At 48.4% G+C, this 15,314-nt stretch carries 13 protein-coding genes and 3 pseudogenes; 8 read left to right on the top strand and 8 right to left on the bottom strand.

From position 1 onward, the window contains the following. Positions 1 to 66: 66 nt before the first annotated feature. Positions 67 to 864 (bottom strand): SDR family oxidoreductase, encoded by a 798-nt coding sequence (locus tag JI741_RS01910; protein ID WP_202006912.1) that lies wholly within the window; start codon positions 862 to 864, stop codon positions 67 to 69. Between the two features lie 556 nt (positions 865 to 1,420). Continuing rightward, positions 1,421 to 1,636 carry a helix-turn-helix transcriptional regulator gene (locus tag JI741_RS01905; protein ID WP_202006911.1) on the bottom strand — a complete coding sequence of 72 codons (216 nt, stop codon included), beginning with the start codon at positions 1,634 to 1,636 and terminating at the stop codon, positions 1,421 to 1,423. 169 nt (positions 1,637 to 1,805) lie between these two features. On the opposite strand from JI741_RS01905, the gene JI741_RS01900 reads away from it, so the two are divergent. From JI741_RS01900 to JI741_RS01875, 7 genes and pseudogenes are all read left to right on the top strand, one after another. Then, a complete protein-coding gene (locus tag JI741_RS01900; protein ID WP_202006910.1) occupies positions 1,806 to 2,153 on the top strand; it encodes a hypothetical protein in 348 nt (115 codons plus the stop codon). A gap of 106 nt (positions 2,154 to 2,259) precedes the next feature. Beyond that, positions 2,260 to 2,598: a hypothetical protein gene (locus JI741_RS01895; RefSeq protein WP_202006909.1), complete on the top strand. Its 339-nt coding sequence runs from the start codon at positions 2,260 to 2,262 to the stop codon at positions 2,596 to 2,598. 158 nt (positions 2,599 to 2,756) lie between these two features. Continuing rightward, positions 2,757 to 4,424: an LA2681 family HEPN domain-containing protein gene (locus JI741_RS01890; protein WP_202006908.1), complete on the top strand. Its 1,668-nt coding sequence runs from the start codon at positions 2,757 to 2,759 to the stop codon at positions 4,422 to 4,424. 25 nt (positions 4,425 to 4,449) lie between these two features. Next, complete coding sequence (locus JI741_RS01885) at positions 4,450 to 5,085, top strand: hypothetical protein (RefSeq protein ID WP_202006907.1); 636 nt, start codon at positions 4,450 to 4,452, stop codon at positions 5,083 to 5,085. Between the two features lie 283 nt (positions 5,086 to 5,368). Beyond that, positions 5,369 to 5,581, top strand: a pseudogene (locus tag JI741_RS32995) (hypothetical protein); the annotation flags it as partial. A 439-nt stretch (positions 5,582 to 6,020) separates the two neighbouring features. Continuing rightward, complete coding sequence (locus tag JI741_RS01880; protein WP_202006906.1) at positions 6,021 to 6,173, top strand: DUF2256 domain-containing protein; 153 nt, start codon at positions 6,021 to 6,023, stop codon at positions 6,171 to 6,173. Next, a complete protein-coding gene (locus JI741_RS01875; RefSeq protein WP_202006905.1) occupies positions 6,170 to 7,654 on the top strand; it encodes a cryptochrome/photolyase family protein in 1,485 nt (494 codons plus the stop codon). Before JI741_RS01880 ends, JI741_RS01875 begins: the two co-directional genes overlap by 4 nt. Here the strand turns inward: JI741_RS01875 and JI741_RS01870 are convergent. The 5 genes and pseudogenes from JI741_RS01870 to JI741_RS01855 all read right to left on the bottom strand — a co-directional run bounded on the left by JI741_RS01870 (position 7,651) and on the right by JI741_RS01855 (position 13,296). Then, positions 7,651 to 9,111, bottom strand: a complete 1,461-nt coding sequence (locus tag JI741_RS01870; RefSeq protein ID WP_202006904.1) for a TolC family protein — start codon at positions 9,109 to 9,111, stop codon at positions 7,651 to 7,653. The two genes, JI741_RS01875 and JI741_RS01870, sit on opposite strands and share 4 nt — an antisense overlap. 13 nt (positions 9,112 to 9,124) lie before the next feature. Beyond that, on the bottom strand, positions 9,125 to 10,414 hold the full coding sequence (locus tag JI741_RS01865) for an HlyD family secretion protein (protein ID WP_202006903.1): 1,290 nt from the start codon (positions 10,412 to 10,414) through the stop codon (positions 9,125 to 9,127). A gap of 14 nt (positions 10,415 to 10,428) precedes the next feature. After that, positions 10,429 to 11,022 (bottom strand): annotated as a pseudogene (locus tag JI741_RS33230) (ATP-binding cassette domain-containing protein); the annotation flags it as partial. A gap of 264 nt (positions 11,023 to 11,286) precedes the next feature. Further along, positions 11,287 to 12,105: pseudogene (locus JI741_RS33225) on the bottom strand (ABC transporter transmembrane domain-containing protein); the annotation flags it as partial. 513 nt (positions 12,106 to 12,618) lie between these two features. Next, entirely contained in the window at positions 12,619 to 13,296 is a 678-nt protein-coding gene (locus JI741_RS01855) for a TetR/AcrR family transcriptional regulator (protein ID WP_202006901.1), read from the bottom strand. A 5-nt stretch (positions 13,297 to 13,301) separates the two neighbouring features. On the opposite strand from JI741_RS01855, the gene JI741_RS01850 reads away from it, so the two are divergent. After that, a complete protein-coding gene (locus JI741_RS01850; RefSeq protein WP_202006900.1) occupies positions 13,302 to 13,589 on the top strand; it encodes a hypothetical protein in 288 nt (95 codons plus the stop codon). A 98-nt stretch (positions 13,590 to 13,687) separates the two neighbouring features. Here JI741_RS01850 and JI741_RS01845 read toward each other — a convergent pair whose 3' ends face one another. Next, a complete protein-coding gene (locus JI741_RS01845; protein WP_202006899.1) occupies positions 13,688 to 15,298 on the bottom strand; it encodes an IPT/TIG domain-containing protein in 1,611 nt (536 codons plus the stop codon). Positions 15,299 to 15,314: the final 16 nt, after the last annotated feature.

Below are 15,314 nucleotides of genomic sequence, written 5' to 3'. Positions count from 1 at the left end.
GCACTATAACTGCGATCATAAACTAATCGCACCACACACGCATTCAAAAACATTTGCTGACAAGGATCAGTATAAATCCAACAAATCCCCAAACGTAAACTCATAGCCCAGTCTGCTCTTCAACTTATCCGAATTCACAATCTTGAAAGGGGCAGCCTGTCCGTTAAACACTGGCGGGGGCAGCCCTGCTGCCTGGCTTGCGCGGGTGTAGAATTCTTTTTTTGTGGGGTGGTGGTCTGCGCAGGCGTTGAAGACGTCTCCGAAAACATCGTTCGAAACAAGGGTGTGGATAATGTTGACGCAGTCGTGCTGGTGGATCATGTTGATGGGCGAATCGCCTCCGGGCAGATCGGTTTTGCCGGACAGGAAATTTCCGGGGTTGCGGTTTGGGCCGATAAGTCCTCCAAAGCGGAGCACGGTGGTTTTGAAGGGAGCGCTTTCAAGCAGGGCGTGTTCGGCTTTGAAAAGGTCAGACAGGGGGTCGGCGTCGGCTTCGAACACTTCGCGGTTCAGCTCGGGGTAGACGCTGGTTGAGCTAACGAAGATGACCCGGCGCACAGGGGTGCCGGCGAGGTGGGTGGCCAGGCTTTTGATTTGGTGAAGATAAAAATCGGAGCCTCCTGTTTTTCGTTTCGGGGGAATGGCCACAAGCAATGCGTCGGCGGCAAAGAACGTGGCGAGGTTGTCGCCGGTGGGGGTGGGGGCCAGGGAAATGGTGAAGGGATTGATCGAAAGGTTTTGGAGCTCGGGGCATTTCTCGGGGCGGGTGGTTGAGCCATTCACGTGCCAGCCGCCGTTGTTGAGAAATTTTGCGGCAACGGCCCGGCCCAGCCAACCACAACCCAGTATGCTTAAGGTCTTCATGTTGTTCTTTTCAATGCTGCAAAGGTTGTTGAGTTCTATCCTTTCGAGGCACAAAACTTTGCGCTGGTAATATAAGAAGGAGTTCCAACTTTGTGGGCTATTTGTTCCCTTGTGTTGCACCGATCACATATCATTGGCCGCCAAATCTAAATCACATATCATCATTCGCAAATCGCCGGGTTCCACCCGGCGATTGCAGATGTTATGAATTTCAGTGCACCACGCACGCGTTTGCTCGGTGCAGTCGGGTTCATGGTGCACAGGTGCATCGCTCGATGCAAGGTGCACTTCGGGTGCCAACGTAGTTTGCAGATCGAGGTGGTTTGTGCTGTGGCACGAATGGCGTGAGGGTGCGTTTTTAAATCGCCGGGTGGAACCCGGCGATTTGGCGGTGTTGTGTGGGGAGTGCCGGACGAGTGATGGTGACGTTTTAGCCTTTATTTGAAACGAGAAGTTCGCGAACGTCAACGTTCGGGGCTTTGGCTATTTTGAAAAGGTTTGGGGTCGTAGTGAAGTCTTCCGCCTCGGAGACTTTGTGTTGAGTGACGGTGACGTATTAGCCTTTATTTGAAACGAGAAGTTCACGAACGTCAACGTCCAGGGCTTTGGCAATTTTGAAAAGGCTTTTCACGGTGGGCTGCATTTCATTTGTGCACCACTTCGAAACGGTAGACCTGTTCATGCCCAGATGATCGGCAAGCCATAGACTCGTTGTGTTTTGTTCTGCTAACACGGCCTTTATCCGATTGTATTGTGGTTTTGCTTTTGCCATCTGAAAAATTGCTTTTAAAGCACTAATTGATGTAATATAATCAGCATATTTTCTTTCAATAGCATTGTGAAAGATTCTAAATACGGTGTGTATGCATATAATTATTATTAAAAAGTTGCTTATTTATATGCTTTTAACTTGTTTTAGTGAAATCAAAAACTTTTCCGTTATGAAACTTAAACATCAAAAATACCCCTTCGTGCAACTCACCAACAAGGTTGACATCACCCTCTACCTCATTCGCGAGGAGTTGAAAAGCTACAAGTTCTTTGGTGTGCTGGCCAAGCTCGGCATAGACGGTTGCTTCTATCAGCCCAACCTCGACAAACTCATTCTCGCCCGGGTGGGCCTCGATGTGGACAAGGAAGAGTCGATTGAGTTCTACATCACCCTCATGGAAAAACGCAGCAAGAAAATTATCGACAACGGCAAGTCGGTCATGAAGCAAGCCCTGAAAGTGTATCGCGCCCTCCTGGCCGAACGCGACCGCCGCAAAAACCACCCGAAAAAAAGTTGACCCATGCCTGGAAAACCAGGCAATGAACTTTGCGCGCGCCTTCTTATCTTTCACTCCACCATCACTCACTGACCCCGGCGTGATGGTGTTCACAAAAACAAAACCTATGTCCCAATCGGTCAGCACTTCCATCATGGTGTTTGCAGCGCTCGTGCTTTTCTACTTCTGCTGTGGCATCTTCCTGGTGAAACCCACTCGCGCCACCACCACCCAGGTTGCCCACCCCGGCGCCACCATTCTCTACTTCCGCGCCGGCCTCGCCATGCCCTTCATCACCTCCACCGACGGCATGATTTCCGACAGCGACAGAACCGTGAACACTTTCACGCGTGCTGCTATGGACACGACAGTGAATGCTGTGCTGGAAAGCAAAGTGATTTTGGAGCTGCCTTATTCGAAGTGGTTGTATTTACGGTCTACGGGTGGGGTGGACTATATGTACTGAAGGGATTTTTGTTTTGGGAGTTGTATACGTTGTTGGAAGTATTTACTTTAGTGAAGGTTCCTTGCCCCACCTGATCCAATCTGATCGCTAGCCCACCTGGAATCAATTCGATTCAAAGTGAAGTTTTTATTGGCTATTTAGAGTTTTGATTTTATTAGATGAATAAAGATAACGATCCAAAGGATTTTGAAGGTCTATTTGTGATAGACGAGAAATTCTTCAATATGGTCAATTTGAAAGAGCGGTTTGACTTTCATGTAAGATTGATTCGAACCATGATTAGTCATGAAAATGTGAAAAGAGACGATGTAAAGCTTGTAATAAATAATTTTATGCTTTCAAGTTTTCACTATGTTAAAGACGAGCGTTTTCGCTTGTATATGCATTTGGAATTCTTTTTAACATTAAGTCATTACGCAGAAACCTTCAAAAGCAAAGATACATTCGATAATATCATTTCTAATTTTCATGACCCTAAATTAAAGGTAAAACTTTTCAATAAGGAACCTCTGCGAGCATCGTTGGTTTATGCTGAAGTTTTTTTGAAATACTATGGTCTAAAAAACGAAGAAAATGATGGATGGTTTTCTGTAGAGAATTTCGAAATGATAAGAAAGGCAAAGTTTCATTTGCTTAAGGTATATGCGCAAGCTGTCGAGCGCAAGAACAAGCTCAGTGAGGGTGACTTTAATTATTGCTTGGTTCTGCTGTCTGCGTGCTTTATGCATCTTTCTAGGTGGTTTGAACCTTTGTTTTACTTAAGACTTCTTAAGTTGAGTAGTAGTGCGGACCCCAATTACGATTATTTGGTGGCGATGACTCTTGATGCCTTGAAAGATAAAAGTTGCTTGAATTATAATGGTCAACTACTATTGAAAATTATTGATTGTTGTAGAAATGCAATAGATAATCCGAAGGCAGTCCGAGGACAAAAGGCACACCTTGCCCCCATTCTGGACAGATGTTTGAATGACATTGCGTTTGCTAAGCTATCGGTAGAGGTGTTGCGAAAACATCAGAAAAACATTGCCAATGAGAAGGGTGTTAAGAATAAGTATTTAGTCTACTGTCGGGATAATGAATTGTTTGTTAACGAACACTCCTTTTTCTGCACATGTCGGAGGGGAATCGGTGATTCCTTGGAAATTCGAACAGCACATGTTCATACCCATATTGAATGGGTGAAGAAATTTGAAGAAGTACTTAAGGTTATTGTTTCTGATTTTGCATTGGGAAGATTTAGCTTGTTTCATAGCGAAACAGCAGTTGCAATGCCAGATAACCATAGGAGAAAAAATAAAGCCGATGCGTTGAGCTTGTATAGAGATGCTCATCTAAAAAATGCATTTAAGATATGTTATAGTATTCTCGATCAAATCTGTTACGGCATATTTGAGGGAATGGAAATTGATATTGAAAGTGTCTTGAAACAAAATAAGAGCACTAAAGTGTATTTTTTAAATATGTGGGATCTGTATGAATTCAGTGAGAGTGATTTTCGTGGGAATATGTATTTAATTAGTCTCTACAGTTTAGCACGAGACCTCGATAGAACGGACTATTCGGCATTAAAGTCATTTAAGGCTATTAGAAACGCCATGGAGCATAAGTTGCTCTTTGTAAGGGAAAAACGCCAACGCAAATCTAAGAATGATTTTTACAGCGATGTGAGTATTTCTAGAGAGGAATTGATAGCCAAGACTAAATTGCTTATGATTTTGACTAAATCCGCGATTCTTAGTTTTGCATATTTTATTAGACGACAGTCTAAGGTAATGGAGGCTAAACATGAACGAACTGAAAGAAGTATCGAGATATGTTCTTAATAGAAACCTTTAGATTGTAACGACTATGGCAATTCATTCTGATGTTAAAAAACATACAATTGAATCATTAAAAGAAGATTTAGTTGCAGTTGAATATTGTATTAAATTCGAAAAATCCGACGAAGCTGATTGGGGGAGTTTCGGCATTGGCTGTTTAGGTTCACCAGCGTTTATCTTGTTGTGCTCAATGATTGATTCAATGGGCGCATATTTTCACAATACCTCAGCTATGATAAGGGTAGACGGCGAGGAACGAAAAATTCAAACCGTGGCAGATCACTTCTTGATTCTCAATCATGATAAATTGTTTAAATTCAAGATTAGTGCCAAAATTATCTATGAATTTTATACTAAGTACAGATCTCCCGCCACTCATGACAACACACTACCTTTGAATCGGTTCTTAGATATCGGTAATGAGAATGATGATATTTTTGTAGTTGATGTGAATGGGGAACTTGACTTAGTTCGCCTTCGCCCTCTTTTCGTTGCGGTTAAATTCGCTGTGAATGAGTTTAGCCACTATTTGAAAAATGGAAATTGGAGTGATGAACACTGGTTGACCAATGATCTTAATAACGTGAGAGGAAAAAAGACAGCGCCCTCTCAGTCGTCCCCCAGCGCTTCAGGTAGTGCAAATGTGCCTCCTACCATTATTTAATATCGAAGGGATGGCTAATGCGCAAGAAGGTTTTCGTTTCAGATGCTCGAAGAGGATGCGAAGCCTTGCATTAAAGCGCGTTAACCTCATATGCAAACGCCTTCCTGCGAAATTGTCACCCAAGTCAACGGCTTGTTGCATTTGGAGAGATAGGTTGCGCTTAGGTTCCCCAGCGTATTACTTGGCTGCTAACACGCGGGTGCTTCGAAAGCAATAAGGACAAACCATTTCCACCCCATTTCCGCGTTTGCCATTATCCACCACAATAGGGTAAATTGCAACAATGGCGCTCCACCAAAAGCTCGAAAACACCACAGACAAAGCCAAACACACCCGCCTGTGTCTGTTCATCATGCTTTTTTCACTCGCCCCATCCACCCTCACAAAAGCACAAGAACGCCGCCCCGTCTTCTCACGCATGTCTGCCGAGTCGGGCCTCTCCTCCGTCACCGTCAGCACGCTGGTGCGCGACCATGAGGGCTACCTTTGGGTGGGCACGGAGAATGGGTTGAACCGGTTCAACGGCTATCAGATCAAAGTCTATCGGCACGATCCGGCCAATCCGCACTCGCTGGCGCGCGACTATATTCAGCATGTTTTTGAAGACCGCGAACATACCTTGTGGGTGAGCACGCAAAACGGTGGGCTTCACCGCTATGACCGGCAGCGCGATGTTTTTGTGCGCGTGCCGGGGTTTGAAGATCAGGTCACTTTTCGCATTCTTCCCGACAACAACGACAACCTGTGGTTTAGCGGCAGCTATCTGAAAAGCTACAACCTGAAAACCCACACGTGGACCGACTATTCGCTGGGCGTTGACAACGCGGTGGACGTTGACGACAACCTTGTTTCGGTGATCCAGGAATTGGACAGCGTCTATTGGTTCGCCCTCATTTCCTGTAAAACAAAAATCCAGCATTGCTGTTTTACAGTCTATGCGTGGCGTAAAAAAACAATTTCTGCCCGAGAAGATTTGCCTGGTCTGCGGGCATCCCTTTGCGTGGCGCAAAAAGTGGGAACGGAATTGGGGAGACGTGAAATATTGTAGTGATCGGTGCCGGAATCGTAAGCCAGCAAAAGACGCTTGAGCAGTGCATCCCTGATTTTTCCGCATCAGCTGGTTGAAGACAGTCCCGTCTTGCAAAAAGGAATTGTGGTCTACCTGGTTGAAGAGTTTCTGTTCTTCAGTCAGTATCGCTTTCATCAACAGAAAATACATTTTCATCGGGCCAGCATGAAGGCCTTTCAAGCGCGGCTCCTGAACCTGGGTCACCGTGTGGTCTATGTAGAGAGCCATCAGGCTATCGCCGATATCCGTTTGCTGATTCCGCACTTGTTCAATGTTGGCGTAACCGAAATACAATACTGCGACACCACAGACTATTGGCTGGAGAAACGAATCGCCCAGGGTGCAGCGGCGGTGTCGGTGAAACTCACCAGACGAGCAACGCCATTGTTCCTGACCGAACCGGAAGTGCTCAGATCATATTTTGACAAAAGAGAAAACTATCTTCAGAACGATTTCTATATCCACCAACGGAAACGCCTGCAGGTGTTGCTCGACACCAATGGCAAACCGTTGGGTGGCAAATGGTCGTTCGATGCCGAGAACCGGCTGAAGTATCCCAAAGGAAAAACACCTCCCCGTATTGCATCTTTTCCCGCATCCGCGCACGCACAGGAAGCGGATGAATATGTGCGCCAGAAATTCAGCCATCACTATGGGCGTGTCACCGACATAATTCCCTACCCTGTAACACACGACCATGCCAGAACATGGTTTGAGAAATTTCTGGAAACGCGCTTTTCTTCTTTTGGGCCTTATGAAGATGCCATCGTGCGCAGCGAACACGTTCTTCACCATAGTGTGCTGACGCCGATGTTAAACACGGGGCTTCTCAGTCCGCGCTATGTGCTGGATACGACCTTGCGCTTTGCGCGCGAAAACAATGTTCCATTAAATTCATGCGAAGGCTTTGTGAGGCAGCTGATCGGATGGAGAGAGTTTGTTCGCGGTGTGTATGAACACAAAGGCGGCCCCATGCGAACGCGTAATTTCTGGGGTTTTACCAGAAAGATACCGCTGGCTTTTTGGCAGGGCACAACCGGCATCGAGCCCGTGGACAATACCATTCGGAAAGTTCTGGATACCGGCTATTGCCATCACATCGAGCGCCTCATGATTCTGGGCAACTTCATGTTGCTTTGTGAGTTCGATCCCGACGAGGTGTACCGATGGTTTATGGAAATGTTCATAGATGCCTACGATTGGGTAATGGTTCCCAACGTGTATGGCATGAGTCAGTTTGCCGATGGAGGACTGCTGGCCACAAAGCCCTACATCAGCGGGAGCAACTATGTTCTGAAAATGAGCGACTACCAGAAGGGCCCCTGGCAATCTGTCTGGGATGGACTTTTCTGGCGATTCATGAACAAGCAGCGTCAGTTTTTTTCGGGCAATCCCCGAATCGGTATGCTGGTAAAAACATTCGACAATTTTGATCCGGATAAACAACGCGGGCATATCCAGGTAGCCGAGAATTTCTTAAGCGCCGACTGCCGGATTTAATCGGGCTGCGAGTTTAAGTTCCGAATGCCGGCCGACCAATACAGCAACGCCTTTTGTTTCTGCAAGTCGGCTGTGAGTTTCAGCAGTTTCGACTGCGAGAGCAGCAGCTTCTCCTGCTGAATGTTGATTTTGAACAAGTCGCTCTCGCCATTCTCCAGGTTCAGGAGTTCGGATTTCAAAAGACGGTCATAAAGCTCAACAACTTCCTGCTGTTGTTTCAGGATCACGATCGTGTTCTGAAGCTCGTTGAAGGTTGTGTTTATTTCGTTCACAATTTCGCGCTCCGATTGTTTTTGCTGATACTGTGTGTTGTCTATCTTCAGTTTGGTGAGCGCCACCTTCGAGCGTTCCTTGCGCAGGAAAATGGGGAATGAAAAATCCAGCCCGATCTTGTAGTCGTTCAACGGATCCACGCGGTGGGGTGCCGTGGGTTGGCTGAGCATGGAATAGTTGAGGTCGAGCTGTGGTTTCAGAAATTCGCGGGCCAGTTTTCTTTCCCATTCCAGCTGATCGAGTTTCAGGGAGAGCTTTACCAGTTCCGGGTGATTTTCTTTGGCCTTCATCACCAGGTCTTGCAAGAGCTCGGTGCTCAGAAAGGTTTGATCGCCGTTGGTCATCACGGGCGCCACGGCGGTGCCCAGCTGCAAGGCTTCGGCCTGTTCGTTCCACATATAGTTCGAGAGGGTGATGCCCATGTTTTGAAAACCGAGCCATGCCTCCTGCCGCTCCACCAGCCTGGACTGAAGCGTTATTTTTGCCTGGATGGTGTCGATCATGGCGGCTTCGCCCTGCTGCATGTTTAGTTTGATGCGCGAAAATATTTCGCTGGCAATGGCAACCGACTGGCTCGAAAGCCTGTACTGGTAGTAGGCATAATACCATTGCCAGTACGTTTTGGCGGCCTCCAGCAAAATCTTGTTGATGATCTTCACTTGTTCGGCAGTGGTGATGCTGGTAAACGCCTGGGCTTGTCGCACGGCCGTTCGGCGTTCGTCGGTGAAGAGGCCTTTGCCAATGGGAATGGCCACGCCGGCATAGAGTTGTTCGCCACCCGAAATAACATCTTCGTTGTTCACCAGGTCGCCGGTGGCACGTTGATAGCCCAGTTTTGGATTTACGGGAAACCAGGTGGGAAATGCCAGGTAGGCGTCGAGCTTGCTATAATAAGTTTTGTCTTGAAACTCTTTGTGGTCGAAGCTCGACACCACCTTGGGATCAAAACTTCCGCGCGCCAGCCTCAGTTCTTGCTGCGCCACGTCGTCGAGCAATTCGGCTTGCCTCACCACGGGGTGGTTCTGCAAAATGATTTTATAGAACTGGTCGAGCGTGAGCGTAGGGGTGCTATCGCTCAGCGCGAAAATGGGCGTCATGGCCGACTGGGCTTTTGTGTGTTGGTGCATCACCAACACCATCAGCACCAAAAGCGCGGCGGGCAAGCAAACGTGTATGCGTGGCATGTTCATCCTTGTTTTATTTTTTGGAAGCCTGCTTGTCTGTTTTCTGCTTCGTCACTTCGTCTAAAGGTTCTTCGTAAAGGCTGGGCGGGAATCCGTTCAGCTGTCGCCAGATTTCATACCACACGGGCACATCGTCGAGCATCACCCATCCTTTAATGCCCGAGCCATTCCGGAGTTGCTTTGGCCAGGGTTGGTCGCCTGTGTCGGGTATCACCAGCACCCTGAACTCGCCGGGTTTGGAGTTCACATAATCGATCACTTCCACGGTGCCGCCGAAGGTTCCGACAGAAACGCTTGGCCAACCCGAAAACTGAAGTGCAGGCCATCCGTCAAAATGTATCCTGGCTTTTCTTCCTTTGCTCAGCAAGGGCACGTCCATGGCTTTCACATAAAGTTCCACGGCCACGTCGCTGGCCACGGGCATGATCGTGCAAACCGGATCGCCTTCTTTTATGGTCTCGCCCAAACCGGCTTTCATGGCCTTCACCACGGTGCCATCTTGTGGCGCCAGGATCTGGTATTGACTGGTGCGTATTTTTGTGTTGGCAAATTCGTTCCGGTACTTGGCCAGGTCGCCCTGGCCATCAAAAATTTCGGCGAGGGTGTTGCTCAAATCCGATTCTGCCTTGCTGATCTTGTCGAGATATTCTGCTTCTATTCTATCGAGCTCGATCGTGGCGTTTGTGAGGTCGGCCTGCGCACCCTGATATTTGTATTCTATGTCCTGAAACTTGGTGAGGGGTATGTTTCCGGCGTCATACAATTTTTTGTTCCGCTGGTAGAGATTTTCGGCATTCTTGAACTTGAATTTCTCGGCTTCCAGTTTGGCCAGGGTCTGATCAATTTTGTTTTGCATGCCCTCGCGAAGGGCTTTGATCTGCCGCGTCAATGCCTTCGATTTCTGATCTTTCGAATTGAGGCTGCTTTCTTTGGCGTTGATTTGTTCGCGCAGGCGAAGCAGAAGCTCAGGATCGAAATATTTTTCTTTCACTTCGCTTATGGTCACAATGGTGTCGCCTTTTTTCACGGGCTGGCCTTCGTGCACATGCCATTTCCGGATCTGCCCGGCAATCACGGCTTCAATGGTCTGCGGCCGGTTCATGGGATTCAGGGCTGTTACTTTTCCTGTGCCGCGAATGTTTTGTTGCCAGGGCAAGAACAAAAAGATCAGGAATATGATGCAGAGGGCAAAGAGCCAGCGGGCCAGAATCTTTCCGGCCTTGGGTGTCTTGAGAGCCCGCAGCGAATAGAGCTTGTCCTGCGAAATCATTTTATCGATGGAGTGTGAAGAAAGCTTGAGCATGGCGCAGAGATTTTTTAATCGATGTAGGTATTGAGGGTGCCGAGTTTCACTAAGTCTTCGAAGGTTCCTTGTTGGGCCACGATGCCGTTTTGCAAAACAATGACGCGATCGCAGGCGGCCATCACAATGGGGTCGTTAGAGACCGCGATCAGTGTCCAGGGGTTTTCGCTGGAGATCACCACGTTTACCAGAGCCAGCTTGTTTTCCTTTTTCAATCCGCTGAAGAAGTCGTTCAAAATCAACAGTCCTGGTTTTTTTGCCAGGCAGCGGGCCAATATCATTTTCTGGATCATAGACGAAGACATGCCTTTGCCGCCGCTCAGCAAGGGTGTGCTGAGGCCTTCGGGCAATGCGTTGAGCTGATCGGCAAGTCCTACTTTTTGCATCGCCTCAATGGCGTCTTCAACACTTTCCATGGGTTTGCCAACGGTAATGTTTTCATAGATCGTTCCATCAAAAATATCTTCCGGCGAAATGTTCTTGGCAATCTTGTCGCGCAAGTGTGCCAGGTCAAGATCGCGGATAGAATAGTTGTTAATGGTCACAATGCCGTCGAAGCCCGGATGCATGCCGGTGAGAATGTTGGTTAATGTTGTTTTTCCCGATCCTCCCGAACCGGTAATGCAAATGCGCTCGCCGGCTTTTATGTCCAGGTTCACGCCCTTCAGAATGTAGTCTTTGGCGTTGGGATATTTATAGCGCAAATCTTTTGTGGCGATCGAGTATCCGGATTGCCACAACGATTTTGGAAAGTCAATGCCCCCTACTTTCTCCAGCGGCAGGTCGGTTACCTGCGCAATTTTGTCAACGGCCGTAAGCAGATCATAGACCACGTCCATATACATGATAATTTTTTCGACGGCATTCAGGATAAGGATAATGATGACCTCCGAGGCCACAAATTGTCCCAGTGTTATTTCCCGGTCAATAACCAGTATGGTTCCCATAATGAGCAGGCCGCCGGTCACGGCTGCTTTGAAAAGAAGGATGAAGGAAAACTGCGTGATCAAGGTCCGGAAGTGAATCTTCCGGTATTTCAGATAGTTGTTCACGTTATAGTCCGTCTTCTTAATGGGAAGATCGGTTGTTCCCGCGAGCTTGAAAGAATTGAGCGCACGCGCCAGTTCCTCCAGCCATTGCGCCACTTTGTATTTGTATTTCGATTCCTGGATAGACGAGTCAAGTCCTTTGGCACCCGTCAGATAAAATATAATAACCAATGTCGCGACCAGGATAAGGCTGAAGAAAACAAAGAACGGATGGTAGAGCGACAGCAGTATCAAACCAAACAAAATCTGGATGGTGCCCGACGACAGGTCGATGAGCAGTTTTGGCAATCCTTTCTGGATGGTGAGAATGTCGAAAAAGCGGTTCACAAGTTCGGGTGCATAGCTATTCAGGATCGATTCGATGCGTATCCTGGGAATGCGGAAGGAGAATTCGAGCGCGGCCTTGGTGAAGACGCGTTGCTGCAAATATTCCACCAGGCTAATCTGCATAATTTGAAGACCACCGGCGGCGAGCACACCCACAATAACCATGGCAATGAGCACATAGACGGAGCTGAACACAACACCACCCGAAATGAGTTCAACGGTCGATTGAATTCCGAGGGGCAAGATCAGGCCCGTCAACCCGATGATGATGGCATAAAACAAAATGTAGAGAATGTCTTTCCGTTCGGTAGACATGAGGCGCAGCAATCTTCGCACAGGGGTCAGGCTTTCGCCCTTCGAAGATTGATCGAAGTCATATTCGCTCACCAGGTTCTGATAGGCCACCACCACAAAAAAGATAATTTGCCCTTGTTCGTTGGTGAGCCAGGATTGTGCTGTGGGCGTGAAATCAAAATCCTTTTCAAGGGCCGTACTTTCTGTGATGTGAATGGCGCGTCTGTCTTTGCGTTTGCCGGGCGTGAGCAGCACGGGCTCCAGCACATCGCCTGTTTTTTGAAACAACAACAGGGGGCTGTCTTCCTGGTTCAGGAATTCCTGAAACGACGCGGCCTCCTGGGAGTATTCCAGGAACAACATCCGGATTTTGCTCCCCGCCTCCAGAAGGTCGCGTTTAAATTCCGGGAAGTCGGTGAGAACATAGCTGCGGTTGTTGATGTCGACGAAGCGCAGGCTGGCGGCATCAAAATCATGTTTCAAAGCCAGGGCGGCCTCGCGCAGGATGCGGACTATTTGATCGTTGGTCATACGTTATTTTCGGATTGAATGAAGCAGAAATCCTTCGAGAAATTCATAAAGCTTTTTGTTGTTTTTCTTCGGATCATATTTAATGTCCGACAAAGACGGGAGGTGCTGGGCATAATAAATCTGATGCGTGAGTGCCAGCAACGCCGTGCTCGCCAGCGAATGTGGAAAGGGGTAGTTCGGGTTTATGTCCTGGAGAATGGTGGCAATTTTTTTACAAATGGTCTTATAGGGCAAAAACAGTCCCTCTTTGTTGTCGGCGTCCACTTGCTTGGTTAAATACGTCTTTTCAAATTCCGTCATAACAATCTGCCGCAGAATTTCTTCCTTCACAAAGTCGAGTTGAATCACAGACTTGCTTTCCTGCGTCAACAGCGTGAGGCATTTTCGAAGTCGTTCCTTGGCGTCGGTCACGTTGTTGATCTCAAACGCCAGCCGATACTCCAGCCATGTCCAATATAAATCAATGAGATAGAGCAAGAGCCGGTGTTTGTTTTCAAAATACCGGTACACCGAGGCTTCGGTCGAGTCGATTTGCTCGGCCAGTTTTTTGAACGTGAACAATTCAAATCCCAACTCATGAATCATCTCCACGCTTTGCGAAATAATTTTTTGGCCTAGCGCTGTGTTTTGGGGATCACGCAGAAAAAGGTTGCTATTCAGCTGGAGAGTAAGTATTGCCATTGAAAATGATAGTATTACTACCTAAACGGCAAAGGGCGCAATTTGTTTTACCAACGTGGTGTGTCGCGTCAATAGATATTGCAGGGCGGGAAGGCAATCGTGACCGGGAACAATCCTTCGAACGCGAACAAGCATTCAAAGAAGGTGAAGCGATGGTAGTGAAATCTAAAGAGACGGTAAAAACAAGTGATTGCAGGTGCTTGCCTGAAAAAATCAAACAGCACCTGCAATCAGTTTTGGCCGACAACATTATCCGCCTGCACGCTGGAAGACTTCAACCGCAACCAGATTAGAAAACGATAAGAGAAAATTTAACCACATTCTAATGTCGGCCTCACGCCCCATGCTTCTTCCGAAGTCAACGTCAAGGCGTGCCAACGAAGCGGGGCAGTTAGTTTTTGGCATTCATATACCGCGCGGTGTAGTATGTATAATATCGTTTGCCGTCGGCCTCTTCGCGCAGGTGCAAGCCCGAAGCCACCAGGGCATTGTCGGTTTGCAACGACAGCGTTTGAAGCGATGCGTTTTTGTCGGCAATTTTAAAGATGTAGTTTCCGTCGCAGAAGCTGTTGTCGGGTGTGCCGTTGGCATTGAGGCGTGCCACATACCAGCCGGCGCAAATAATGAGCTTGCCGTCGTTCATGCGCACAAAATCCTGAATAACTCCGATGGTCACGTCGGTGATGTAGCCCACGTGTCCGAATGAGCCAAACGATTCGTCTTTCGATCCATCGGCGTTGTAGCGCACCATGGCACCGATAGACGACACAGAGCCATCGCCGCGAATGTAGCCGGCCAACAGAATCTTGCCGTCGGGTTGTATGAGGCTTGAATAGGATCTGTTTTCCGTGGTGAAAATTTTAGTCGTTTGTTTCCCGCTGCCTCCCGCGCCAAAGGCGGCGTCGAGCGCGCCGTTGGTGGTGAGGCGCGCCAGTGCAAAAACGGAAACAAAGTTTGTTTCGGCAGAACCCGACACCACGATCTTTCCATCGGGTTGCAGTTTCACATCGTTAAGCACATTGCTTGTTTCGGTGTCGCCAAAATTCAGATCCTTGCGGCCGTCGCTGTCGAATGTGTTGTCGGGCGAACCGTTGGGGAGAAGACGCAAAACCGCGGCCTGCGCTTTAAGATTATACTGTTGATACACGCCCGCCACAACAATCTTGTTGTCGCTTTGCAGTGCCACGCCCAGGGCGGCCGACGTGCTGTAGTCGGGCACCGACGGCGCATGCACCAGAATGCCATCGCCGTCGAAGGAGTTGTCGAGCGTTCCATCGGTTTGGTAGCGCACAATCATCATGTCGCTGGCGTTGCCATATTTCACTTCGCCCACCACCACCACCTTGTTGTCGGGTTGAACAACGATGGCCTTTGCATTGGCATAGTCATAGTCGGCCGGCAATCCCGTCAATACCTGACCATCGCCACCCCACGAATTGTCGGGCGATCCATCGGCATTGTAGCGCAACACCACAAAAGGTCTGTCGCCATTGGCCTGTATCGATTCGCCAATCACCAGTATTTTTCCATCCGGCTGAATAGCGTTGCTATTCACAAACCGAAAACTTCCAGGTTCGCCCGCCGCAATGTCGGTGGCGACCGATCCATCGGCATCAAAAGAAACATCGAGCGCACACGCCGACGATGCCGAGGATGTGGTGTAGGTGAACACGTTGCTTTCGGCCTCTTTGCCGTTGAGCGCAACTTTTATTTTTCCGGTTCCGGCATCCGGTGGAATGGTGATGGTTAGTTGCTCGGCCGTGGCGACGGTGACCACGCAAGCCTTGCCATTCAACGTCACGAGGTTGTCGGTTGCCGTGGCGCTGAAACCGGTGCCGGCAATTACTACAGCAGTGCCCGCTGTGCCGGTTTCGGGATTGATGCCTGTGATAACAAAGGTGGGATCAACTTTCTGGGGTTCGTTGTCGGTGCTTTGGCAGTGTTGAAAAAACACGGCCCCCAGCACAAGAGACACGATCAAAAATATAGCGTTTGATTTCATAGCGTTGTTGTGGTTA

The organism is Chryseolinea lacunae, from assembly GCF_016735595.1.
GTDB lineage: Bacteria > Bacteroidota > Bacteroidia > Cytophagales > Cyclobacteriaceae > Chryseolinea > Chryseolinea lacunae.
Note: the sequence above shows the minus strand (reverse complement) of the source record. Positions and strands in the feature narration are given on the sequence as shown.

Bases quoted from the DNA above. Each gene is read 5' to 3' on its own strand.
- JI741_RS01910 (WP_202006912.1), bottom strand. From the start codon at position 864: ATGAAGACCTTAAGCATACTGGGTTGTGGTTGGCTGGGCCGGGCCGTT.
- JI741_RS01905 (WP_202006911.1), bottom strand. From the start codon at position 1,636: ATGGCAAAAGCAAAACCACAATACAATCGGATAAAGGCCGTGTTAGCA.
- JI741_RS01900 (WP_202006910.1), top strand. From the start codon at position 1,806: ATGAAACTTAAACATCAAAAATACCCCTTCGTGCAACTCACCAACAAG.
- JI741_RS01895 (WP_202006909.1), top strand. From the start codon at position 2,260: ATGTCCCAATCGGTCAGCACTTCCATCATGGTGTTTGCAGCGCTCGTG.
- JI741_RS01890 (WP_202006908.1), top strand. From the start codon at position 2,757: ATGAATAAAGATAACGATCCAAAGGATTTTGAAGGTCTATTTGTGATA.
- JI741_RS01885 (WP_202006907.1), top strand. From the start codon at position 4,450: ATGGCAATTCATTCTGATGTTAAAAAACATACAATTGAATCATTAAAA.
- JI741_RS01880 (WP_202006906.1), top strand. From the start codon at position 6,021: ATGCGTGGCGTAAAAAAACAATTTCTGCCCGAGAAGATTTGCCTGGTC.
- JI741_RS01870 (WP_202006904.1), bottom strand. From the start codon at position 9,111: ATGCCACGCATACACGTTTGCTTGCCCGCCGCGCTTTTGGTGCTGATG.
- JI741_RS01865 (WP_202006903.1), bottom strand. From the start codon at position 10,414: ATGCTCAAGCTTTCTTCACACTCCATCGATAAAATGATTTCGCAGGAC.
- JI741_RS01855 (WP_202006901.1), bottom strand. From the start codon at position 13,296: ATGGCAATACTTACTCTCCAGCTGAATAGCAACCTTTTTCTGCGTGAT.
- JI741_RS01850 (WP_202006900.1), top strand. From the start codon at position 13,302: ATGATAGTATTACTACCTAAACGGCAAAGGGCGCAATTTGTTTTACCA.
- JI741_RS01845 (WP_202006899.1), bottom strand. From the start codon at position 15,298: ATGAAATCAAACGCTATATTTTTGATCGTGTCTCTTGTGCTGGGGGCC.